Annotated in this window: 17 protein-coding genes; 9 read left to right on the forward strand and 8 right to left on the reverse strand. The window is 71.1% G+C overall.

The genetic code is table 11. The annotated features are described in order from the left end of the window. Positions 1-126 precede the first annotated feature (126 nt). Entirely contained in the window at positions 127-1821 is a 1695-nt protein-coding gene (locus BLT23_RS11285; RefSeq protein ID WP_090048247.1) for an FAD/NAD(P)-binding protein, read from the forward strand. On the opposite strand, the gene BLT23_RS11290 is transcribed toward BLT23_RS11285, so the two are convergent. Next, positions 1810-2277 (reverse strand): flavin reductase family protein, encoded by a 468-nt coding sequence (locus BLT23_RS11290; protein ID WP_090048249.1) that lies wholly within the window; start codon positions 2275-2277, stop codon positions 1810-1812. The two genes, BLT23_RS11285 and BLT23_RS11290, sit on opposite strands and share 12 nt — an antisense overlap. Beyond that, a complete protein-coding gene (locus tag BLT23_RS11295) occupies positions 2274-2762 on the reverse strand; it encodes an NADPH-dependent FMN reductase (RefSeq protein WP_090048252.1) in 489 nt (162 codons plus the stop codon). The genes BLT23_RS11290 and BLT23_RS11295 overlap by 4 nt, the downstream gene beginning before the upstream one ends. A gap of 134 nt (positions 2763-2896) precedes the next feature. Between BLT23_RS11295 and BLT23_RS11300 the strand changes: the two genes are divergently transcribed. Beyond that, positions 2897-3103: a hypothetical protein gene (locus BLT23_RS11300; RefSeq protein ID WP_090048254.1), complete on the forward strand. Its 207-nt coding sequence runs from the start codon at positions 2897-2899 to the stop codon at positions 3101-3103. A gap of 201 nt (positions 3104-3304) precedes the next feature. Next, positions 3305-3814 (forward strand): DUF6098 family protein, encoded by a 510-nt coding sequence (locus BLT23_RS11305; RefSeq protein ID WP_218133714.1) that lies wholly within the window; start codon positions 3305-3307, stop codon positions 3812-3814. Between the two features lie 219 nt (positions 3815-4033). On the opposite strand, the gene BLT23_RS11310 is transcribed toward BLT23_RS11305, so the two are convergent. Beyond that, the gene (locus BLT23_RS11310) at positions 4034-4723 is read right to left on the reverse strand and encodes a hypothetical protein (RefSeq protein ID WP_090048256.1); all 690 of its coding nucleotides are present in this window, start codon (positions 4721-4723) and stop codon (positions 4034-4036) included. A 141-nt stretch (positions 4724-4864) separates the two neighbouring features. Here BLT23_RS11310 and BLT23_RS11315 point away from each other — a divergent pair, with 141 nt between their 5' ends. Further along, positions 4865-5407 carry a hypothetical protein gene (locus BLT23_RS11315; protein WP_090048257.1) on the forward strand — a complete coding sequence of 181 codons (543 nt, stop codon included), beginning with the start codon at positions 4865-4867 and terminating at the stop codon, positions 5405-5407. Between the two features lie 250 nt (positions 5408-5657). Continuing rightward, positions 5658-8888 carry a S8 family serine peptidase gene (locus BLT23_RS11320; protein WP_090048259.1) on the forward strand — a complete coding sequence of 1077 codons (3231 nt, stop codon included), beginning with the start codon at positions 5658-5660 and terminating at the stop codon, positions 8886-8888. A gap of 55 nt (positions 8889-8943) precedes the next feature. Here the strand turns inward: BLT23_RS11320 and BLT23_RS11325 are convergent, their stop codons facing one another. Next, positions 8944-9222: a hypothetical protein gene (locus BLT23_RS11325; protein ID WP_090048260.1), complete on the reverse strand. Its 279-nt coding sequence runs from the start codon at positions 9220-9222 to the stop codon at positions 8944-8946. A 143-nt stretch (positions 9223-9365) separates the two neighbouring features. Next, positions 9366-10448: a mechanosensitive ion channel family protein gene (locus tag BLT23_RS11330; protein WP_245743894.1), complete on the reverse strand. Its 1083-nt coding sequence runs from the start codon at positions 10446-10448 to the stop codon at positions 9366-9368. Between the two features lie 138 nt (positions 10449-10586). Between BLT23_RS11330 and BLT23_RS11335 the strand changes: the two genes are divergently transcribed. The 4 genes from BLT23_RS11335 to BLT23_RS11350 are packed head-to-tail and all read left to right on the forward strand — an operon-like array spanning position 10587 to position 14421. Then, positions 10587-11597, forward strand: a complete 1011-nt coding sequence (locus BLT23_RS11335) for a serine/threonine-protein kinase (RefSeq protein WP_090048262.1) — start codon at positions 10587-10589, stop codon at positions 11595-11597. Between the two features lie 2 nt (positions 11598-11599). After that, positions 11600-12580: a hypothetical protein gene (locus BLT23_RS11340; protein ID WP_090048264.1), complete on the forward strand. Its 981-nt coding sequence runs from the start codon at positions 11600-11602 to the stop codon at positions 12578-12580. Between the two features lie 28 nt (positions 12581-12608). After that, a complete protein-coding gene (locus BLT23_RS11345; protein WP_090048594.1) occupies positions 12609-13841 on the forward strand; it encodes an adenylosuccinate synthetase in 1233 nt (410 codons plus the stop codon). Then, a complete protein-coding gene (locus BLT23_RS11350; RefSeq protein WP_090048265.1) occupies positions 13792-14421 on the forward strand; it encodes an NUDIX hydrolase in 630 nt (209 codons plus the stop codon). The genes BLT23_RS11345 and BLT23_RS11350 overlap by 50 nt, the downstream gene beginning before the upstream one ends. Positions 14422-14580: 159 nt before the next feature. Here the strand turns inward: BLT23_RS11350 and BLT23_RS11355 are convergent, their stop codons facing one another. The 3 genes from BLT23_RS11355 to BLT23_RS42025 form a co-directional block, all read right to left on the reverse strand. Then, on the reverse strand, positions 14581-15777 hold the full coding sequence (locus BLT23_RS11355) for a M1 family metallopeptidase (RefSeq protein WP_090048595.1): 1197 nt from the start codon (positions 15775-15777) through the stop codon (positions 14581-14583). Continuing rightward, positions 15774-19511 (reverse strand): Pls/PosA family non-ribosomal peptide synthetase, encoded by a 3738-nt coding sequence (locus BLT23_RS11360; protein ID WP_090048267.1) that lies wholly within the window; start codon positions 19509-19511, stop codon positions 15774-15776. Before BLT23_RS11360 ends, BLT23_RS11355 begins: the two co-directional genes overlap by 4 nt. Before the next feature lie 100 nt (positions 19512-19611). Continuing rightward, positions 19612-21219, reverse strand: coding sequence for a DUF4153 domain-containing protein (locus BLT23_RS42025; protein WP_090048268.1), 1608 nt, complete (start codon positions 21217-21219; stop codon positions 19612-19614). Positions 21220-21395: the final 176 nt, after the last annotated feature.

Consider the following 21395-nt stretch of genomic DNA (forward strand, 5'->3'; position numbering starts at 1 on the left):
CCCCGGGACCGACCGGTGCAACGACGTCCACAGAGCGGGATGTGCTTGCACACGCGGGGTATCGTGGGGGTGTTCGCGTTGAGGGGCGCGGCTCGTTTCTCGTTGCCCTCCAACGGAAAGACGCGCATGCGCACACTCGTCGTGATCGGCGGCGGTCCCCGCACCGCGGGCCTGCTCGAACGCATCGCCGCCCAGTCGCCCACCGTCCGGGCCGCCGTGCACGTCGTCGACCCGCACCCGCCGGGAGCGGGCCGGGTGTGGCGGCACGCGCAGTCCCCGTTGCTGCGCATGAACAGCATGGCCGAGGACGTCACCGTCTTCACCGACGAGTCGTTCGACGGCGAGGGCCCGGTCCGGCCCGGCCCGTCGCTCGCGGAGTGGACCGGCATCGACCCGGTGTCGTTCCCGTCCCGTCAGGTGCAGAGCCGGTACCTGTCGTGGTTCTTCGACCACGCAAGGAAATCTCTGCCACCGACCATGTCTGTGACCGTGCATCGGGCGACGGCGGTGGAGGTCACCGGCAACCGGGTGCGGCTCGACAACGGCGAGATGCTCGACGCCGACATCCTCGTGCTCGCACTGGGCCACCTGGACGCCGACCTCGAACCGGAGCACCGCAAGCTCGCCGAGCACGCCGCGGAGCACGGCCTGGTCTACGTGCCGCCGCTGTACTCGGCCGACGCGGACCTGTCCGCCGTCACCGGTGACGTGGTGCTGCGCGGGTTCGGGCTCGCGTTCATCGACCTCATGGTGCTGCTGACCGAAGGACGCGGCGGCCGGTACGTGCGCGAGTCCGGGCAGCTGACGTACGTGCCGTCCGGCGCGGAACCGACGCTGTACGTGGGGTCGCGGCGCGGAGTCCCGTACCACTCGAAGACCGGCTACCGCTTGCAGGGCACGCGCCCGAAGCTGCCGCACTTCTTCGTCGCGGACGCGTTGCGCGGCAAGGAGCTCGACTTCCGGGCGGACGTGTGGCCGTTGATGGCCAAGGAGATCGCCTGGGGCCACTACCACGAGCTGTTCACCGGTCACCCCGCCCTGGTGCGGATGCCGTTCCCCGAGTTCGCCGTCTCGTTCGCCGCCCTGCCCTGGTACAGCGAGGAGATGCGGGAGCTGGAACGGCTGGCGGTGCCGGACCCGGCCGACCGCATCGACTTCGAGCGCCTCGACCGCCCGCTGGCCGGCGTCACGTTCGGCTCGGCGGAGGAGTTCCAGGAGTACCTGCGCTCGTACGTCGAGGCGGACGTGGCCCGCCGCTCGGACCCCCGCCACAGCGCGGACCTCGGCGCGTTCCTGGCCCTGCTGTCGGTCTACGGCCAGCTGGCCGGGCTGATGCCGTTCGACGGGTGGTGGCACGGCTACTTCAGCTACCTGGCCTCCGGCCCGCCGCCGGACCGGCTGGAGGAGCTGCTCGCGTTGTCCCGCGCGGGGATCGTGCGCTTCCTCGGCGCGGACATGTGGGTGGAGGCGGTGGAGGGCGCGTTCCTGGCGGGCAGTGCCACGACACCGGACGTGGTGCGCGCCAACGGCCTGGTCGAGGCCCGCCTGCCCGCGCACTCGCTGTCGCGCACGGCGGACCCGGTGCTGAGGTCGTTGCGGGCCACCGGTGACATCACCGAGGACGCCGCCGGTCTGGTCCGCGTCGACCCGCTGGGACGCCTGATCGGCGAACGCGGCGAGGCGGACCCCGTCCGGTTCGCCGTCGGCCCGTACGTGACGGGCACGGCGTTCGCGGCGTTCGCCCGGCCGAGGACGAACGCGCCCGCGTTCAAGCAGAACGACCGGCTGGCACGGGAGATCCTGCGCCTGTTAGGCGACTGACGTGTAGCGCCCCTGGTGCCGCACCAGGGGAGCGGCGATCTCGGCGTGCGCGATGTCCAGCGGTTCGCCGACCAACGCGACGTGGTCGCCCACGGCGATCCGGCGGGCCGTCCTGCACCGCAACCGGACCGGCGCGTCCAGCAGGTGCGGCACCCCGTCGTCGTCCTGCCGCCACCGCGTGCCGGGACCGAACCGGTCGGCGCCCTTCGTCGCGAACAGGTCGGCGAGACCGGTCTGGGCGGCGTCGAGCAGGTGCACCGCGAACAGCGGCGCGGTCCGCAGCACCGGCCACACCGAGGCGCCCTCGCCGATCCACACGACGACCAGCGGCGGCTCGAACGAGACGGAGGTGAACGACGACACCGTGGTGCCGACCGGACCGTCCTGGCCGGTGGCCGTGACGATCGTGACGGCCTGGGCGTGGTGCCGCAACGCGTCCCGCAGCTGTTCCCTCATCGGACCAGCGCCTTGAGCACGTCCGCGTCGAGCGCGAAGTCGGCGGGCCGGGCGGGAAGCGCCGCTTCGGTGAGGAACAACGCCTGCGGCACCAGCGCTCCCAGCTCGCTCAGCACGGGCCGCAGGTGCACCTCCACCGCGAGCGCGTGTCGTTCGGACGCGGCGATCTGCAACGGCACGACCACCTTGCCGGTGAGCCAGCCCGGCGGTGCCTGGTCCAGCACGGCTTTCAGCAGCCCGGTGTACGCGGCCTTGTACGTCGGCGTCGCGACCACCAGGATCTCGGCCCGCCCCAACGCCGTTAGCGCCGCCTTGACCGCCTCCTGGTCGGTGAAGACCAGCGGCGCCAGCTCCGCCGCGTCCACCACCGGGCCGTCGACGGGCACTCCCAGCGTGGCGGCGAGCGCCTCGCGCAGCGTCAGAGCCGCTTGCAGGGTGCGTGAGGCGGGCCGCGGGTTGCCGGCCAGAACACCGATCTGCGTCATGCTCCCAGCACAGCCGCAAGCCGGGGGACCGTCAACCCGCGTCCACCACGCGGAACCCCGTTGACCTATGCGACCGGCTCACGCGACGGCGTCGGCGGCCGAACGCCCGTCCTCATTTCCACAAGACGTTCTCCGTGCTCGAAGGCGACTTCCTGTACGTGCCGGCGAACCGGCCGCGCGGATTCCGCATTGACAGCCCCGGGGAGAAGTTCTTCCTGGAGATCGGCGAGGCGAAACGGCGGCTTTTTACGCGCGGCGTGACCAGCTGCCCGGCTGAGCTGAGGCCGCCGGCCACCACCGGAGAGGGGGGTTACCGGTGGGCGGCCGACGGCACGGGTTGACCGCGGCGCGAGCACGCGACGCCTGCGGAAGGGCCTTTCCGGCCTGGGGGTGCCGGATCGCCCAAGGCGTGCAGCTCGAGCGCACGCGGCCAACCACTGGTTGAACGTACAACCTGTCGGTGGTGTTCCGGTCGGCCCGCGGTGTGACCAGGCTCAACCCGGCCGGGTTTTCCCGGGTTCCGGCCGGGTACGCCGATGGGCGTGACAGCTGGACTTCCGACGATCACGAACCTGGCCGAGCTGGTCGGACTGCTGGGCGAGGACGTCTACGTGCGCTGGTCGAAAGGCCCTGACGCCGACGCCGCCGCGACGTCCCGCGACTCGCTGACCGGCGTGGACCTGCCCGGCCTGTCCGCGAGCCCGCTGCGGATCGAGCCGTGGTGGGGCGACCGTTCCCGCGAGCTGTGGGTCGCGCGGCGCCTGTTCGACTACCGCCACCTGCGTGACCTGCGCGGACCGGACGTCCGCGCGTGGGTGCTGCGCGGCACGGAGGTGGGCCGCGGTCCGGACAACGAGCCGCTGGTCCACTGCTCCGAGCCGCTCGCGTGGGTGGCGGACAGCGCGCTGGAGGAGTGCGCGGAGCTGGTCGGCGCACAGCACTCCGCGGGGTGGGGACCCCTCGACCGGTCCGGTGGCGCGGCTCGCGCCGGCGACGTGGCCGAGGACATCGCAGAGCAAACCACCGCCCGACGGCCCGGGCAGCACAGCTAAGCACGCTCCCGAAGTGCTTGCTGTCCGTAACACCCGCGCCGCTCGCAACTCTCTTTCGTGTTTGCCGCTTGGTACGCGGGGGCCCCGCGTACCAAGCACCGATACGCGGGGCCCCCGCGTGCAAAAGCCGTGTCACGCAGAGGAGGCGGTGGCCCCTGTGTGGATGACATACGGGCGGGTGTGACGGGGTAGCGGCGGACAGGGACCTCTGGCGCGCCACTAGCTCAGGTCGGCGAGCTTGCGCTCGGCCGCCTTGCGGGCCTTCTCCGCCGCCGCGGTGAGGCGCTTCGCGTCCTCCAGCCGTTCGGCGGCCCTGTCGAACGCCCGCTGGGCCGCCAGCTGGTCGGCCTGGGCCTCGCCGAGGGCCTGTTCCGCCTCGTCCAGGGCCTGCTGGGCCTCGGCGCGCTTGCGTTCCCGCCGTTCGCGCCGCTTGCGGGCGAGCGCGTCCTCACCGTCGTCGGACGGCGGTTCGGGAGCGGGCAGCGCGAAGCCGAAGCCCGAGTACTCCAGCGCCTTGGTGAGGTGCCCCGCGCGCACCTGCTCGGCCGACTCCGGGTCGGCCATCGCGGCGGTCAGGGTGGAGCGGACCTGCGTGACGGCGTCGTCGGCGAGCGGTCCGGTCAGCTCCAGCGTCCGGTAGACGAGGGCTTCCATCAGCTGCTTGCGCTTGCGGCCCAGCTCGCGCATGGTCAGCTCGGCCGTGGACAGGCCCAGCGCGTCCTGCAGGCCGTCGGGGGCGTCCCTGACGAGCTTGTTCACCGCCCAGGCCGCCACCGTCGGTTTGCGCAGGTCCGAGATGGCCTTCGCGAGGTCCTTGTCGCCGGCCTGCTTGACGGCGGCGTTGCGGGCGGCGGTGAACTCCTTCGGAGGCAGCCCGTAGAGCTCGTCGGCGACCGACTTGAGGTCCATCCGCGCAAGGTAGCGGCTGAGCGGCCTCCAGTCCCGCCGAACGCGTCCGGGCGCGTCCTGACCAGGCCGTTTCGAGCCGAACTCAACGACAGGGGTGTCCCGGACGTCCTAGGAGCAGGACAACCGCGAGGGACGGGAGAGATGGACACCAGGTGGAAGTGGGTTCTCACGGGTCTCGGCGCCGCCGTGGCCGCCATCGGGCCGCTCGCCATGACGGGCGGTCCCTGGTACGGCTACGTCTTCGGCGGCCTGTGGTTCCTGCTGGGCGGCACGGTGGCGTGGCGCGCCCTGTGCATGGGCACCCGGCTGACCGCCCAGGGCATCACGTCGAACGGCCTGGACCGGCAGACCACGATCGAGTGGTGTGACGTCGTCTCGGTCGAGCACGCGCGGCGCCGGAACCTGGTCCTCTTCCACACCATTGCGCCCGTCGTGCGGCTGCGTTCCGGCAAGGAGACGCTCTCCGAGCTGAGCCTGCTGTCGGTGCAGAAGGACGTCGTCCCGGAGCGCACCCGCAAGCACGTGGCGGAACTGGAGCGGGCCCTGCGCGAGCACCGCACCGGATGCCCGGTGTGCGGCACGGTGCCGAAAGCGGTCGAGATCAGCAGGAGCCTCGGCGCGCGAGTGCGGTCCCGATTGCGTTCGCTGTTGCGCGGAAATGGCGCACGTCCCATCGCCCGGTGACGGGAACTCGTTACACGACAACGCTGTTCACCGTTGACACCTGCTTGACATTCCATTCCATCAGCTCTTGACTGGAAGGCGGCTGTCCGTTCCACGCATAAACGGAAAGCATCAGCACCGAAATGGTGTTCCGGCAAGACTCTGAACAGTCCAACTCCGTTGTCGGAAATGCTCCGGTCCGACGATTGCCGCTCGTCAGGTGAAGAGATGTGCTTCGAGCACTCTTTACCCCACGAAGGGCACATGCGCCGTGAAGAACTGGAGACGCCGCACCGGAACGGTCTTGCTGACCGCGGTGCTGGGCACTGCCGGGCTCGGCTTCGCCGCCACCCCCGCAATCGCGCAGAACGCTCCCCAAGAGCAGCCGGCCGCTGACAAGCAGCTGGACAAGAAGGACCGCGAGCTCGTCGAGCAGGCCGCCCGGGAGGGCAAGCCGACCGTCGACCTGCTGGTCGCCGCGGAGAAGGGCAAGACGGACGCCGCCGTCAACGAGCTCAAGGCGCTCGGCGCCACGGTCCAGAAGACCGAGAAGGACGTCGACTACGTCAAGGTGACCATCCCGCGCGAGAACGCGGAGAGGGCCGCCAAGCTGGCGTCGGTCAACACCGTCGACGTGGACGGGCTCATCGCCGTCGACGACCCGCGTCCGCAGGGCATGGAGAACCCGGCCCCGCAGAAGGCGCCGGACTCGAAGACGCCGCGCACCAACCCGTACATGCCGACCCAGGACACGCAGGCGGCGCAGTTCGCCACCGCGAACCCGAAGTGGGACGGCCGCGGCGCGACGATCGCCGTGATCGACGGCGGCATCGACCTCGACACGCCCGCCCTGCAGACCACCAGCACCGGTGAGCGCAAGATCATCGACTGGTACAACGCGAACTCCATCGACTCGGGCGACGGCACCTGGGTCGCGATGACGAAGACCGGCCGCGTCGGCAAGTTCACCGCGGAGGGCCGCGAGTGGACCGCGCCCTCGACCGGCGGCCCGTACTCGTTCGGTCTCTTCCGCGAGACCGCGGGCGACCTGAGCGCCGCGGCCAGCGAGGTCGGCGGTGACATCAACCGCGACGGCGACCGCACGGACTCGTTCGGTGTCATCCAGGACATCACGACGAAGGAAGTCTTCGTCGACTCCGACGGCGACGGCAACTTCACCAACAACAAGCGCATGATCGACTACAAGGTGAAGTACGACGTCGGCTTCTTCGGCACCGACAACCCCGCGACGCCGGTCGTCGACCGCATCGCGTTCGTCGTGCAGACCGACCGCTCGATCTACGACAACGCGGGCACCCCGTACGTCAACCTGGGCATCTCGGGCGCGCACGGCACGCACGTCGCCGGCATCACCGCCGCTCACAAGCTGTTCGACGGCAAGGCCGCCGGCGCCGCCCCCGGTGCGAAGCTGATCTCCATCAAGGCGTGCCTCACCACGCCGGCCTGCACCAGCTCCGGCCTCATCGACGGTGTCCTCTACGCCGCGCGCAACGGCGCCGACGTCGTGAACATCTCCATCGGTGGCCTCCCGGCGCTCAACGACGGCAACAACGCCCGTGCGGAGCTCTACAACCGCACGATCAACGAGTACAACGTCCAGCTCTTCATCTCGGCGGGCAACTCGGGCGCGGGCGCGAACACCGTCGGCGACCCGTCGGTCGCCACGGACGCCGTCAGCGTCGGCTCGTCCATCACCAAGGAGACCTGGCTCTCCAACTACGGCTCGAAGACGAAGCAGAAGCAGAGCCTGCACGGCTTCTCGTCGCGCGGCCCGGCCGAGGACGGCGGCTTCAAGCCGAACATCATCGCGCCCGGCTCGGCGATCTCCACGACGCCGCGCTGGCAGCCGGGTGGCCCGGTGACGGGCACCTACACCCTGCCCGCCGGCTACTCGATGTTCAACGGCACGTCGATGGCCGCCCCGCAGGCGACCGGTGCCGCGGCCCTGCTCGTCAGCGCGTTCAAGGCCACGCACAACGGCCAGCGCCCGACCAGCGCCGAGCTGCGCTACGCGATCCAGCGCAGCGCGAACTACGTGAAGGACCTCGCCGCGTACGAGCAGGGCGCCGGTCTGTTCAACACCAACGCCGCGTGGAAGCTGCTGGACAAGCACTCCGTGCCGGACCAGGTCACCACGTCCGTCCCGGTCAGCACCGTCCTCGGTGACTTCCTGGCCACCCCGAACACCGGTGTCGGCATCCACGACCGCGAGGGCGTGACCGCGGGCAAGGAGTACACCCGCACCTACACGCTGACCCGCACCACGGGCCACAAGGACGAGACCTACAACGTGTCCTGGCTGGGCAACGACGGCACGTTCACGGCGCCGAAGAAGGTCAGCCTGCCGCTGAACAAGCCGGTCAAGCTCGACGTCAAGGTCAAGCCGAAGACCGCGGGCGCGCACAGCGCCGTCCTGCAGCTCGACAACCCGGAGACCCCCGGCGTCGACGTGCAGACCCTGAACACCGTGTTCGCGGCGGAGACCTTCAACTCCGCCAACAAGTTCTCGGTGACCAAGACCGGCAAGATCGAGCGGAACCAGTCGGCCAGCATCTTCGTGAACGTGCCGAAGGGCACGAGCGCGCTGAAGGTCGACATGGCCGCCGGTGGCGCCGAGGCCGGCAAGGGCCAGGTGCGCTTCCTGCGCTACACGCCGCAGGGCATCCCGTTCGACTCGTCCTCGTCGACGAACTGCTACAACCCGGACGCGGGCGCCGGTTGTGCCGGTGGCACCCCCACCAGCCGCACGGTGACCAACCCGATGGCCGGTGTGTGGGAGATCGTGATCGAGTCGCGCCGGACCTCCGACGCGGCCGAGTCGGCGTACTCGGTGACGGCGTCCGTGCTGGGCACGACGGTCAGCCCGAACCCGGACGTCATCCCGTCCGCGTCGCTGGGCACGCCGATCGAGCGCTCCTACACCGTCACGAACTCGCAGGCCGGCTTCACCGGCAAGCTCGCGGCGGGCCAGGTGGGCAGCGCCAAGCAGGACCGCCCGACGATCGCGAACCTCGAGTCCAAGCAGATCCCGGTCACGGTCGGCGCCGGCGCGACGCGGCTCACCGCCACCATCGGCAACCCGTCCGACCAGGGTGCCGACCTCGACCTCCTCGTCTACAACTGCACGACGGGCAGCTGCCTGCTCGCCGGGCAGTCCGCGGACGCGGACTCCGAGGAGTCGGTGACGATCAACAACCCGGCGGCGGGCCAGTGGATCGTCCTCGTGGACGCGTACTCGGTGCCCGCGGGCACGACGGAGTACGACTACTTCGACGTCTTCACCTCGCCGGGTCTCGGCACGCTGACCGTCGCGGACAGCGACGCCGAGCGCGCCGCCGGTTCGTCGTGGAGCACCACGGCGGTCATCACCCCGCTGGGCGTCCCGGCCGCCGGCCGCGTGCTGCGCGGTGACCTGGAAGTGCGCACGGTGGACGGCGCCCTCGTGGGCGGCGGTGCCGTGATCATCCAGTCGATCGGCTAGCACCGGAAGGTGTGAAACGCGGGAAGCCCCAGGATCCACGAGGTCCTGGGGCTTCCTACGGTTCTGGCAGCCTGTTCCCGAGCGGCTCGTCCACGTCCACCCGGGACACTCCGGTGATCAGGAACGCTTGCTCCACCTTGTCCACCGGCATCTCGGCGCGCAGGTAGCCGATTCTCGGGTCACGCGACTCGACGGTCGCGCCCAGCCGCACCAGCGCCTGCTCGACCTCCTCGTCGCGTCCCGGTCGCACGGAGATCGTCAGTGGCACTGTGAGGTGGCCGTCGCGCTTCGCCTGCTCGATCCGGTTCCTGTCCGGCATGGCCGAGTACACCACTGTCCCCTCCTGGTACGGCAGGGTGCCAGTGTCCGTGCCACAGCCACCGAGAGCCAGCGCGCAAAACGCGACGGCGAGCGGTCTTCTCATGGTCCGAGGACGGAACGCGCCCCACGCGCGGTTGCACGGGATTTCCCGCCGTTCTACTGCTTGGGCCCCGCAAACGCTTGCTCCCGCAGCGTCCCGTCCGCGCTCTCGCCGAACACGCGGGCGTCGGTGTGCTGGTCGGAGGCCGGTTGTGCCTTCCTGACCCCGGTCACCGCGCGCGTCCGGATCTGCGGCAGCGCGTCGCTGTGCTGCCTGCGCACCCAGTCCACCAGGTGCTCTCTGGTGAGGCACCGCAGGTCCCACAGTTTTCCGGCGTCGGCGGCGCTCACGAGCGCACGCACCCGCACGAACCCGTTCGTCGCCTCGGTCACCTGCAGCACCGACACCCGTCCGTCCCACAGGTCGCTGGCCTGCAGCATCGACCGCATCTCCTGCCGCATCGCCTCGACCGGCACCGTCCAGTCCAGGTCGAGCTCGACGGTGCCGAGCAGCGCGGACTGCGTGCGCGTCCAGTTCTGGAACGGCGTCTTCAGGAAGTACGACGTGGGCAGCACCAGCCGCCGGTCGTCCCACAGGTGCAGCACCACGTACGTCAGCGTGATGTCCTCGACCCGTCCCCACTCGCCCTCGACCACCACGACGTCGTCGAGCCGCACCGCGTCGCTGAACGCGATCTGCAGGCCCGAGATCAGGTTGCCCAGCAACGACTGCGCGCTGAAGGCCGCTACGGCACCGATGACCGCCGCGGACGCCAGCACCGTCGAGCCGACCGCGCGTGCGCCGGGGAACGTCATCAGGATCGCGCCGATCGCGAGCACGCCGATGACCACGAGCACCAGGCGTCGCACCAGTGTGATCTGCGTGTGCACCCGCCGCGCGTGCCGGTTGTCCCTGACATCCGTGCGGATGCGCGCGAGTGAGACGTCCACAAGGGTGCTGATGAGCGCTGCGAGCAGCCACGACCCGGCCAGGATCAGCGCGATGCCCAGCGCGTGCAGCACGACGGGTGCGTCCACCGGGTACACGCTCAGGCTGATCTGGGCGGCCAGCAGCGCTCCGAAGAGCTGGGCGGGGCGGTACATCCTCCCGCTGTGGGTGAAGCGGCGGACCAGCCGGTGGACCACTTCGACCACGAGCAGCGCGAAGGCGATCGAGCAGCCCATGACGACGAACAGCACGTTTCCTCCTCCCGTATCCGGACCGGGTACCCGGTGGACGGACGGAGGAACACCATGAGGCGCCTCACGGCCGGCTGAGGAGCCGTCCTCTTCGAAACGCGCTTGCGCTCCGGGTTTGAGTCGCTTAGACTCAAACCCATGTTCACCACAGTGGAGGCCCTGGAGCTGGTGGAACGCGTCACGACAGCCGAGGAGCTGTTCGGCCCGCGGACCATCGACCCGGACAAGCGCAAGCAGGCGAAGCGGCGCTACCACGCGCTCGCCTCGGTGCTGCACCCCGACGTGGTGGGGCCTGGCGACACGCGAGCGCACGCGGCGTCGGCGAACCTGACCCGCCTGCACCACGAGTGGGTGCGCAGCGCGGTCGTCGAACTGAAGACGAAGACGGGCGTCTACCGCATCGGCGAGCCGTTCGCGGTCGGCAGCGTCGCCAACCTGTACGAAACGGACGGTCCGCACGTCGTCAAGGTGGTGCGCAACCCGGTCCTCAACCCGTTGCTGCACGGCGAGTGGGACGCGCTGCGCAAGCTGGAGCGGTTCACCGACTGGAACGCGTGGCTGCGGCCCTTCTACCCGCGGCTGCTCGACACCTCCGGCGACGTCGCCAAGGGGTCACGTGCCTTCACGGTGCTCGACCCGCTGATCGACGGGTTCGTGACGCTCGCCGACGTCAAGCGCGCCTACCCGGACGGGCTCGACGGACGTGACTACGCGTGGATGCACCGCAGGCTGCTCAAGGCGCTGGCCGGTGCGCACCAGATCGGCCTGGTGCACGGTGCCGTCACCGCCGAGAACGTGATGGTGCACCCGGAACAGCACGGGATCGTGCTCGTCGGCTGGTCGTTCGCCGTCGAGACGGGACAACGGCTGATCGCGACCAGCCGCACCATCGGCTACCCGCCGGAAGTCGTCGCGGGCGACCCGGTCACGACCGCGACCGACGTCCACATGGCACACACGCTGATGCTGGACCTGCTGGCGCCAAGCGAACGCACCCAGATCTCCTTCGCGAAGGGGTGCCTGCAGGACCGCCCGTCGCGCCGCCCGGAGGCCGTCGACCTGCTCACCGAGTACGACGACCTCCTCGAAGACCTTTACGGGCCACGGGTTTTCCGCCCGTTCGCCCTCCCCGACAAGACAGGAGCATGACGATGGGACACGGCAAGTGGGATGACAACGCCTACGCGGCGGCCAAGACCTTCCGCGCGGCCAAGGGAATCGCCGACTTCGGCTACACCGCCTCGATGAAGTCCACCCCGGCGGCGAGCTGGAAGGCCGCTCCCGCGCTCGACCCGTTCAAGGTGGAGCACCGCGAGTGCCGCGACTCGCCCGACCACGCCGACTCGACACCGATCGCCGTGCTGTTCGACGTCACGGGGTCGATGGGCTCGGTCCCGCGGATCATGCAGGGCAAGCTAGGCAAGCTGCACGGACTGTTGCAGCGCAAGGGATACCTCGCCGACCCGCAGGTGCTGTTCGGCGGCATCGGCGACGCCGACAGCGACCGCGTGCCGTTGCAGGTCGGGCAGTTCGAGTCGGACAACCGCATGGACGACCAGCTGCGCGACATCTTCCTGGAGGGCGGCGGTGGCGGGCAGAAGAGCGAGTCGTACGAGCTGGCCGCGTACTTCATGGCCCGGCACGTCGTCACCGACGCGTGGCAGAAGCGCGGCAAGAAGGGCTACCTGTTCATCATCGGCGACGAGCTGAACAAGCCGCGGCTGGAGGCGAAGCACATCCGCCGGGTCATCGGCGACGACGTCCGCCAGGACATCGACCCGGTGTCGGTGTACCGGGAGCTCGCCCGGAAGTGGCACGTCTACTTCATCCTGCCCAACCAGTCGGCGTACTTCCGCGACGACAGCATCGCCGAGCACTGGCGGGGCATCCTCGGCCAGAACTTCCTCAAGCTCGACGACCCCGGCGCGGTGTGCGAGCTGATCGCCGCGACCATCGGCATGGAGGAGAGCGTCGTCGACCTCGACCAGGCGCTGGTCGACCTCGCCGAGATCGGGTCGGTCGCCGAGAGCAGGTCGGTCGGCAAGGCGCTGGCCACGGTCGGCTCGCGGTCGCTCACGGCGACGGCGGCACCGCTGGGCATCGACGGCCCCGACGACGTGACCCTGAGCTGACCCGAGCGAACCGACAGCGGGAGTGGACATGTGGAACGACGAGCACGTCATCGTCGTCGGGCTGGGGTTCGGCGACGAGGGCAAGGGGGCGGTCGTCGACGCGCTGTGCGCGAACGGCCCGGTGTCGGCCGTCGTGCGGTTCAACGGCGGTGCGCAGGCCGCGCACAACGTCGTCGTCGACGGGCGGCACCACACGTTCAGCCAGTTCGGGTCGGGCACGCTCGCGGGCGTGCCGACCTGGCTCTCCCGGTACGTGCTCGTCGAACCGATCGCGCTGGCCGCCGAGTCGCGCGAGCTGGAGGCGATCGGGGTGGCCGACCCGCTGTCGCTGGTGTCGGTCGACGCCGGCGCGAAGCTCACGACGCCGTTCCACGTGGCCGCGAACCGGGCGAGGGAGGACGCCAGGGGAGCGGACCGGCACGGGTCGTGCGGCAAGGGGATCGGCGAGACGGTCTGGTACGGGCTGCTCGCCGAACGGGGGGCGCGGCCCGGCGAGGTGGTGGAACAGCAGCGGGTGCTCGGCGAGCCGGGTCCCGCGCCCACGGTCGGCGACTGCCTGGACCCGCGTGAGCTGCGGCGCAGGCTGGACGCGCTGGCGCGGTTCTACGAGCCGCTGATCGGGGACGGGCCGGGCGTGGACGAGCTGGTCGAGCTGTACCGGTCGTTCGCGGACGCCGTCCGCATCACGACGGGCGACGAGGCGGGGCGGCTCGCGGACAGCGGGCGGATCGTCTTCGAGGGCGCGCAGGGCGTCCTGCTGGACGAGACGCACGGCTTCCACCCGCACACCACCTGGTCCACGGTCACGCCGAAGAACGCACGGGCTCTGCTCGAGGGGTGCGGAGCGCGGGTTCTCGGCGTGACCAGGACCTATCAGACCCGGCACGGCGCCGGTCCGCTGCCGACCGAGGACCGGGCGGTGCTCGACCGGTTCCCGGAGGCGCACAACGGCACGGGGGAGTACCAGGGCGCCTGGCGGGCGGGCCACCTCGACGCCGTCCTGCTGCGCTACGCCGTCGAGTGCTGCGGGGGCGTCGACGGGCTGGCCGTGACGCACCTGGACGCCGGCGGCCTGAAGGTCGCGACCGGCGACGGGCTGGAGGACCTGCCCGATCCCGTCGCCTACCTGCGGGAACTGCTGGACGTCGAGGTGCTGGTGACCGGGGCGGGCCCGTCCAGGGCGGACTACGTGGTGCGGGAGAATCCAGGTCATGATCGAGTCGACGCTCGTGTCGGTGGACGTGATCGTGCTCCGGTTTGACCGGGACGCGCGCGCGGTGTTCCTGGGGGTGGCACCGCGCGCGCACGAGCCGTTCGCGGGCGAGCTGGCGCTGCCCGGCGTGCTGCTCGGCAAGGGGGAACGGCTGCGGGAGGCGACCACCAGGGCCGTCACCGGCAAGCTGGGCCTGGCCGCGGACACCGTCACGGCGACCGGGCAGCTCGCCACGTTCGACGAGCCGTCCCGCGACCCGCGCGGCCCGACGCTGTCGATCGCGCTGTGGGCCACGGCAGACCGCCCGACCGGCGACGTGGCCGTCTGGGCGCGGCTGGACGAGGTGCCGCCGCTCGCGTTCGACCACGACCGCATCGTCGCCGACTGCCGGCCGCTGCTCGCGGACAAGCTGTGGCGCGACGTGCCGTTCACCGCGGGGCTGCTGGGACGGGAGTTCACCACGGCGCAGGCGCTCGACGTGACCGAGTCGCTGACCGGCGATCGGCCCTACCCGGCCAACCTGGGCCGCACGATGGACCGCGTGCCCGGCCTGGAACGCACCAGCGAACACGCCGCGGCACTGCCCAAGGGCGGCCGTCCGCCACTGGTCTGGAAGTGGACCACCTGAGCCCGTCCCACCTCACCACCCACAACCACTACCCGCACCCGCCCACGCCTCCCCCCGCCCCCCATTCGTGTTTCCTGATGGTACGCGGGGGCCCCGCGTACCATCAGGAAACACGCGGGGCCCCCGCGTGACACGGTTGGGTCACCCGGGCGGGTGGGGCTAGAGGGGCAGGTCGGGCTCGAAGAGCCAGTGGGTGAGCAGGTCTTGGTGCCCGGCGAGGTTCAGGAAGTCGTCGGTCGTCACGACGCCGTGGCGGTGGCGGGCGCACCACTCGCGCAGCAGCGCGAAGAACGAGTCGTCGCCCATCTCGCGCCGCAGGGTGTGCAGCGTGAGCGCGCCGCGCTGGTAGACCCGGTCGTCGAACCAGTGGGCGCGATCGGGCGCGCCGATCACGACGTCCTGGGGCAGGCGTTGCAGGAGGTCGCGTGCCGCCGCCGCGCACACGTCCGCCGACCGGCCGCCGGACGCCTCGGACCACAGCCATTCCGAGTAGCAGGCGAAGCCCTCGTTCAGCCAGATGTGCTCCCACGCGGCGATGCCGACCGAGTTGCCGAACCACTGGTGCGCCAGCTCGTGCGCCACCAGCCGCTCGGAACCGCGCCGTCCGTCCACGTGGTTCGAGCCGAACGTGGACAACCCTTGTGCCTCAACGGGAACGTCGAGCGCGTCGTCGGTCACCACGACCGCGTACCCGGCGAACGGGTACGGGCCGAACAGCGACGAGAACAGCTCGACCATCTCGCTCTGCCTGCCGAAGTCGTGCGCCACCGGCCGCCTCAGCCGCGACGGCGCCCAGACGCCGGGCAGCGCCTCCACGTACTGTCCTATCTGGACGGTCGAGAGGTAGGTCGCCATCGGCGCGGCCATCGAGTACGTCCAGCGCGTGGTGCTGCCGGAGACCTTGCCGTCGACCAGGACTCCGTTGCACACCACCGTGTAAGACGACGGCGCCGTCACGTCGATCAGGTACGACGCCTTCGACGACGGGTCGTCCAGGCATGGGAACCACGACGGGGCGCCGATCGGCTGCGAGGCGACGATCGAGCCGTCCGTCAGCTCGTCCCAGCCCAGGTCACCCCACTCCGGCGTGGAGATCGGGACCGGCGTGCCCGAGTAGCGGACCTCGACCGAGAACGACCCGCGCACGGCCGCGCGGACGTTCAGCACTCCGCCCGCGTGCGCGTAGCGGGCCGGTTTGCCGTTTACCAGCACCTTCGAGACCCGCAGCGAGCCGAAGGACAGCGAGAACGAGCTGAGCGCCGTGCAGGACGCCTGCAGCACCGCCCGCCCCGACAGGCGGCCGGAGTGCGGCTTGTAGTCAAGCTCTAGCGCGTAATGGTGTACGGAGAAGCTCATGTCCACGCGGAGATCGGGTTGCCCAGCCAACGGGTTCCCGACGGTACCTCTTCGCCGCGCATGACGAGCGAGGCGGGTCCGATCGTGGTGTGCGCGCCGACGGACGCACCGGGCAGCACGATGCCGTGCGGGCCCAAAGCGGCGCCTTCGGCGAGCGACACCCGGTCCATCCGCAGGATGCGGTCGTGGAACAGGTGCGTCTGCACGACGCAGCCGCGGTTGACCGTGGCACCGGCGCCCAGCGAGACGAGGTCGGCCTCTGGCAGCCAGTACGACTCGCACCACACGCCACGGCCCACCGACGCACCCAGCGAGCGCAGCCACAGGTTCATGACCGGCGTGCCGCCGGAGAACCCGACCAGCCACGGCACCGCGAGCACCTCGACGAACGTGTCCGCCAGCTCGTTGCGCCACACGAAGGCCGACCACAGCGGGTACTCGCGCACCTTGAACCGGCCCACGAGCGTCCACTTCGCGGCCACCGCCACCAGGCACGCGGCGACACCCGCACCGAGCAGGACGACCCCGGACCACCACGGCCCGAACTCCTTCAGCGCGAACAGCACCAGCACGACGAGCGCCACGTTCAGCATCACCGGGACGAACCGGCACAGCTCGACCAGCGCCCGCGCCCACATGAGGTGCTTCGGCGGGTCGAACGTGCGCGACTGGTCCGACACCTCGGCCGCCCGCGGCAGCTTCATCGGCGGCATGCCCAGGTACGACGAGCCGGCCTTGGCCCGCTTCGGAGCGGCCGACAGGACGCCGACGAGCCCGCCCTTCGGCACCGCGCGCCCCGGCGCCGTCATGCCCGAGTTGCCCAGGAACGCCCGCTTGCCCACGCGGGCGGTCGCGATCCGCAGCCAGCCGCCGCCCAGCTCGTAGGAGGCGACCATCGTGTCGTCCGCCAGGAACGCGCCGTCGCCGACGCGGGTCATCTTCGGCAGCGCGACCACGGTGGACGCCTCGACGCGGCGTCCGACCTTCATGCCGAGCAGCCGCAGCCAGACCGGCGTGAACAGCGAGGCGTACAGCGGGAACAGGGCCGTGCGGGCGAGGTTCATCAGCCGCTCGGTCGTCCACGCCTGCCACGCCACGCGGCTGTGCACGGGGTAGTGGCCCTCGCGCATGCCGATGCCCAGGAGCCGCACGGCGCCCAGCACGAGCAGCGCGTACGAGCCGAACCAGATCGCGGAGGCGACCGGGACGTCCCACAGCGCCGACGTGAGCGTCACGGGCCGCCGCAGCACGTACAGCACGGCCGGGGCCGCCGCGAGCAGCGGCAGCGCGGCCAGCAGGCCGGACGAGACGCCGTACATCAGGTTCCAGAAGCGCGACCGCTCGGGACGCCGGGACGGGAACGACCGCGCCGCCTTGCCCTCGCGGACGGCGGGCACACCGGCCCAGCGCTGCCCGGTCGGCACCGATCCCACGACCCCCGAACCGGGCGCCACCTCGGCTCGCTTGCCGATCTTCGCGCCGGGGAACAGCGTGCTGCGCGCCCCGACCGTCGCGCCCGCGCCGATCCGGACGCGGCCGATGCGCAGCCGGTCGCCGTCGAGCCACCAGCCGGACAGGTCGACCTCGGGCTCGACGGCCGCGCCGCGCCCGACCTTGAGCAGGCCGGTGACCGGCGGCAGCGAGTGCAGGTCGACCCCGGGCCCGATCTTGGCGCCCAGCGCCCGCGCGTAGTGCGTGACCCAGGAGCCGGACAGCTCGGTGGCCTTCGACAGCCGCGCGAGCGTCTCGGCCGTCCACAGTCTCAAGTGGACGGAACCACCACGCGGGTACACGCCCGGTCTGACGCCGCGCAGCAGCAACCGCGCGCCACCGGCCGAGATCGCCAGCCGTCCGGCCGGGCTGAGGAACACCACGGCCCCGACGGCGACCCACCACCACGACACGGAAGTCCAGCCCAGCACGTTCGACAGCGCCGTCAGCGCCACGACCCAGCGCGCGCCCGCGATCGTGAGCAGCGGGATCATGAGCAGCGTCTGGACCAGGCCGGTCCAGCGCGGCGTCGGCACGACCTCCCGCACCTCGGCGGTGTCGCCGTACGTCTCCAGGCGCTTCGCGAGCGCGTGCAGCGTCGTGTTCTGGTAGATGTCCGAGACGGACGTGCTCGGGTAGCGCGTGCGCACCAGCGAGACGAGCTGTGCCGCGGACAACGAGCTGCCGCCGGACGCGAAGAAGTCCGCGTCCTCGGAAGCCGGTCCGGACCCCAGCACCGCGGCCCACTGCTCGGCGAGCCAGCCTTCGAGCCCGGAGAACACCACTCCGGCGGTGTCCATCGACTCCAGCGGCCACGGCAGGGCGTCGCGGTCGACCTTGCCGGACGTGCGGGTGGGCAGCGTGCCGACGACGGCGATGAGCGGCACCAGCGCGGCGGGCAGCTCGGCGCGCAGCTGCTCCACGGCCGCGGACTGGTCGAACCCGTCCTCGGCGACGACGTAGCCGACGAGGACCTGGTTGCCGCCCCGCGTCGTGCGCACCGCCGCGGCGGCACCCGCGACACCGGGCAGCGCCGCCAGGGCCGAGTCGACCTCGCCCAGCTCGATGCGCCGGCCGCCGAGCTTGATCTGCTCGTCCGCGCGGCCGAGGAAGACGAGACCCTCCGGTTCGGCGCGGACGACGTCACCGCTGCGGTAGGCGCGCTCCCAGCCCATCGAGGGCAGCGGCGCGTACTTCTCCGCGTCCTTCCCGGCGTCGAGGTAGCGCGCCAGGCCGACGCCGCCGATGACCAGCTCGCCGGGCTCGCCCATCGCGACGACCTCGCCCCGCGCGTCCACGACGGCGAGCTCCCAGCCGTCCAGCGGCAGGCCGATCCGCACGGGACCGTCCCCGGTCATCCGCGCGGCGCACGCGACGACCGTCGCCTCCGTCGGCCCGTAGGTGTTCCAGACCTCCCGGCCCGGCACGGCGAGCCGCTCGGCCAGCTCCGGCGGGCAGGCTTCGCCGCCGAAGATCAGCAGCCGCACGTCGTCCAGCGCCTCGACCGGCCACAGCGCGGCCAGCGTCGGCACCGTGGACACGACGGTGATCTCCTGCTCGACCAGCCACGGACCCAGGTCCATGCCGGTGCGCACCAGCGACCGCGGCGCGGGCACCAGGCACGCGCCGTACCGCCACGCGAGCCACATCTCCTCGCAGGAGGCGTCGAACGCGACGGAAAGTCCCGCCAGCACGCGGTCTTCCGGCCCGATCGGCTCGTCCTGGAGGAACAGCCGGGCCTCCGCGTCCACGAACGCCGCCGCCGACCGGTGCGTGACGGCGACGCCCTTCGGCTTGCCGGTCGAACCGGACGTGAAGATGATCCACGCGTCGTCGTCCAGCTCGGGCTCACCGGGAACGCCGAGCGGGGTGCCGTGCAGCACAAGGGATCGTCCCTCGCCGAGCACGGCACTCACCTGTGCCTCACCGAAGACGAGCCCGGCCCGTTCGTCCGGGTCTTCGAAGTCGACCGGCACGTACGCCGCGCCCGCCGCCACCGCCGCGAGGATCGACACGTAGAGGTCGGCCGTCCCCGACGGCACGCGGATGCCGACCCGGTCGCCGCGCCCGATGCCTTCGGCGGCGAGCTTTTCCTTCAGCTCCACCACTTCCGCGAGCAGCGCGCGGTACGTGAGCGCGGTGGTGCCGTCGTCGACGGCCGGCGCGTCCGGGTGCTGTTCGGCACTCGTGCGCAGGATGTCCAGGAGGGTGCGCGGCGCGGGCGCCTCACCTGCCGTGAACATCGAACGGAGGACAACGGGTTCGGCCGCAACGGTCACGACAGCGTCACTTCTCACCCTCTCGGCAACTGGTGGACCTGCGACTTTACCGGCGCTTAACGACTTATCGCCCACCCGAGTAGAACACTTCACAGGTGAGTTGAGTCACCGCAACCCTTTCGAGTGATTCACGAGCGGTGTACCGGGCGAGGTTGAACTCCCTCCAGTCCTCCGTGTGGTGGCGGAAGGCCAAGGGGCGCAAGGCACACGTCCGTTCCGGATCGGGCAACCGGTCGAGTGCCGGCACCGCGTCCTCCGACAGCTCCCTGAGGTAGTCGATGTCGATCTTCCGCGTGCTCTCGAACCGAGACACGTTGTAGTCGGCCACCACGCGTTCGGGATTCACGGCGAGCACGACGAGGAAGAACGCGGCCCCGGTCGCGACGATCGCCTTCGGCAACCACTTGGCGCGCAACGAGATCCCACTCGCGATCACCATCACGTAGACCACGGCCAGCCAGATCTCGCACGCCGACACGAGCAGCCGCAGCACCGTCCACCCGTACGCCTGCTGGTAGAACCACATGCGGCTCAACGCGCTCGCGACGATGACGAGTGTGAGAACAGCCAGTGAACCCAGAAGAACCCGCAGCCACAACTGGTCCCGTGCCGTCTTCCTCACCGCGAACCGCGCCACCCCCGCGATGACGCCGAGCGTCAGGATCGTGACCCACAGCAACTGCCAGAACCCGGACCGCGCGTACTCGGCGAACGTCACCCCCGCCGTCCGCAGCACGTAGCCCTCACCACCGAACAGCACGGCCAGCTGAGTCCCCACGAACCCCGCGAACAGCACGACGAGCGCCCCGACCGGCAACCCGTAGTCCTTGAGCCGCAACGACCCCGGCTTCGCCTCGGCGTCCTCGTTGATCCGCGGCGGCGACGCCACGAGGTAACAGGCCCCGAGCGCCCCGAGCGCCGCGACCAGCCCGAAGAACCCCATCCGCACGAATGTGCCGACTTCCAGCTCCGGCACCAGGTTCTCGAGGAAGTCGCCGAACCCCTTGTCCGCCCCCGCGAGCAACGACCCGAACACGAACAGCAACAACACCGCCACACCAACGGACACGAACGGCCTGACCCCGATCGGCCCCCGCCTGCTGAGCCCTCTCGCGACCCACGGGACGGACCGCAGAGCAGCCAGCCCGATCCCGGCCGCACCGAACACGAGCCCGCGCACCGTCCGCCCGCCCGCCATCGCGATCGAGCCGCACAGGATCGACGCCAGGACCGCCAGCGGGAAGATCCACTCGGCGGCCCGCAGGAACCCCATCGCCAGGAACGCCAGCGCCCCCGCGAGCCAGAGCGCACGCTCGACGGACGGCTTGCCGGTGTGGATCAGCACGGCGCCCACCGTGCACAGGCCGGTGAGGAACCAGCCGACGCCGTTGGCCGGCGGGGCCAGGAAGGCACCGGCGAGGCCCGCGATGAGGCCGACGACGAGGACCTGGACGGGGGCGCCGGTGGTGGGTGGGGTCCACCAGGGCATGAAGGGGACGCCGGGGGCCGGGGTGATGACCGAGGGGGGCGGGATGTGGGGTGAGCCGTGCCAGGCGGAGGGCTGGGGGCGGGTGGCGGTGGCCACCTGGCCGGGCCGGGGCGCCTGGGGCTGGGGCTTGGGCGCGGTGGTGGTGGCCGCCTTGCCCGCGGTGGGCTCGGGTGCCGCGGACACGACCGCCTCGTCAGCCGCCTCGCTCGCCGGACGATCTTGTCGGACCTCCTGAGTAGGTTGAGTCGCAGGGGTTCCCGGTTCGGGGGTACCCCTGCGAGAGCCTGCTTCGGCCGCCTTTCCGGCTTCGGCGGGCTTCTCGGCCGTGGTGTCCGCCGTCGTGTCGGCCGGCTTCCCGG

It is taken from the genome of Lentzea fradiae (assembly GCF_900100955.1).
In the GTDB taxonomy this organism is placed as follows: Bacteria; Actinomycetota; Actinomycetes; order Mycobacteriales; family Pseudonocardiaceae; genus Lentzea; species Lentzea fradiae.

What these genes read in the sequence shown, in the direction of transcription:
- BLT23_RS11285 (WP_090048247.1), top strand. Translation starts at nt 127, where the DNA reads ATGCGCACACTCGTCGTGATCGGCGGCGGTCCCCGCACCGCGGGCCTG.
- BLT23_RS11290 (WP_090048249.1), bottom strand. Translation starts at nt 2,277, where the DNA reads ATGAGGGAACAGCTGCGGGACGCGTTGCGGCACCACGCCCAGGCCGTC.
- BLT23_RS11295 (WP_090048252.1), bottom strand. Translation starts at nt 2,762, where the DNA reads ATGACGCAGATCGGTGTTCTGGCCGGCAACCCGCGGCCCGCCTCACGC.
- BLT23_RS11310 (WP_090048256.1), bottom strand. Translation starts at nt 4,723, where the DNA reads ATGGACCTCAAGTCGGTCGCCGACGAGCTCTACGGGCTGCCTCCGAAG.
- BLT23_RS11315 (WP_090048257.1), top strand. Translation starts at nt 4,865, where the DNA reads ATGGACACCAGGTGGAAGTGGGTTCTCACGGGTCTCGGCGCCGCCGTG.
- BLT23_RS11335 (WP_090048262.1), top strand. Translation starts at nt 10,587, where the DNA reads ATGTTCACCACAGTGGAGGCCCTGGAGCTGGTGGAACGCGTCACGACA.
- BLT23_RS11340 (WP_090048264.1), top strand. Translation starts at nt 11,600, where the DNA reads ATGGGACACGGCAAGTGGGATGACAACGCCTACGCGGCGGCCAAGACC.
- BLT23_RS11345 (WP_090048594.1), top strand. Translation starts at nt 12,609, where the DNA reads ATGTGGAACGACGAGCACGTCATCGTCGTCGGGCTGGGGTTCGGCGAC.
- BLT23_RS11350 (WP_090048265.1), top strand. Translation starts at nt 13,792, where the DNA reads ATGATCGAGTCGACGCTCGTGTCGGTGGACGTGATCGTGCTCCGGTTT.
- BLT23_RS11355 (WP_090048595.1), bottom strand. Translation starts at nt 15,777, where the DNA reads ATGAGCTTCTCCGTACACCATTACGCGCTAGAGCTTGACTACAAGCCG.
- BLT23_RS11360 (WP_090048267.1), bottom strand. Translation starts at nt 19,511, where the DNA reads ATGTTCACGGCAGGTGAGGCGCCCGCGCCGCGCACCCTCCTGGACATC.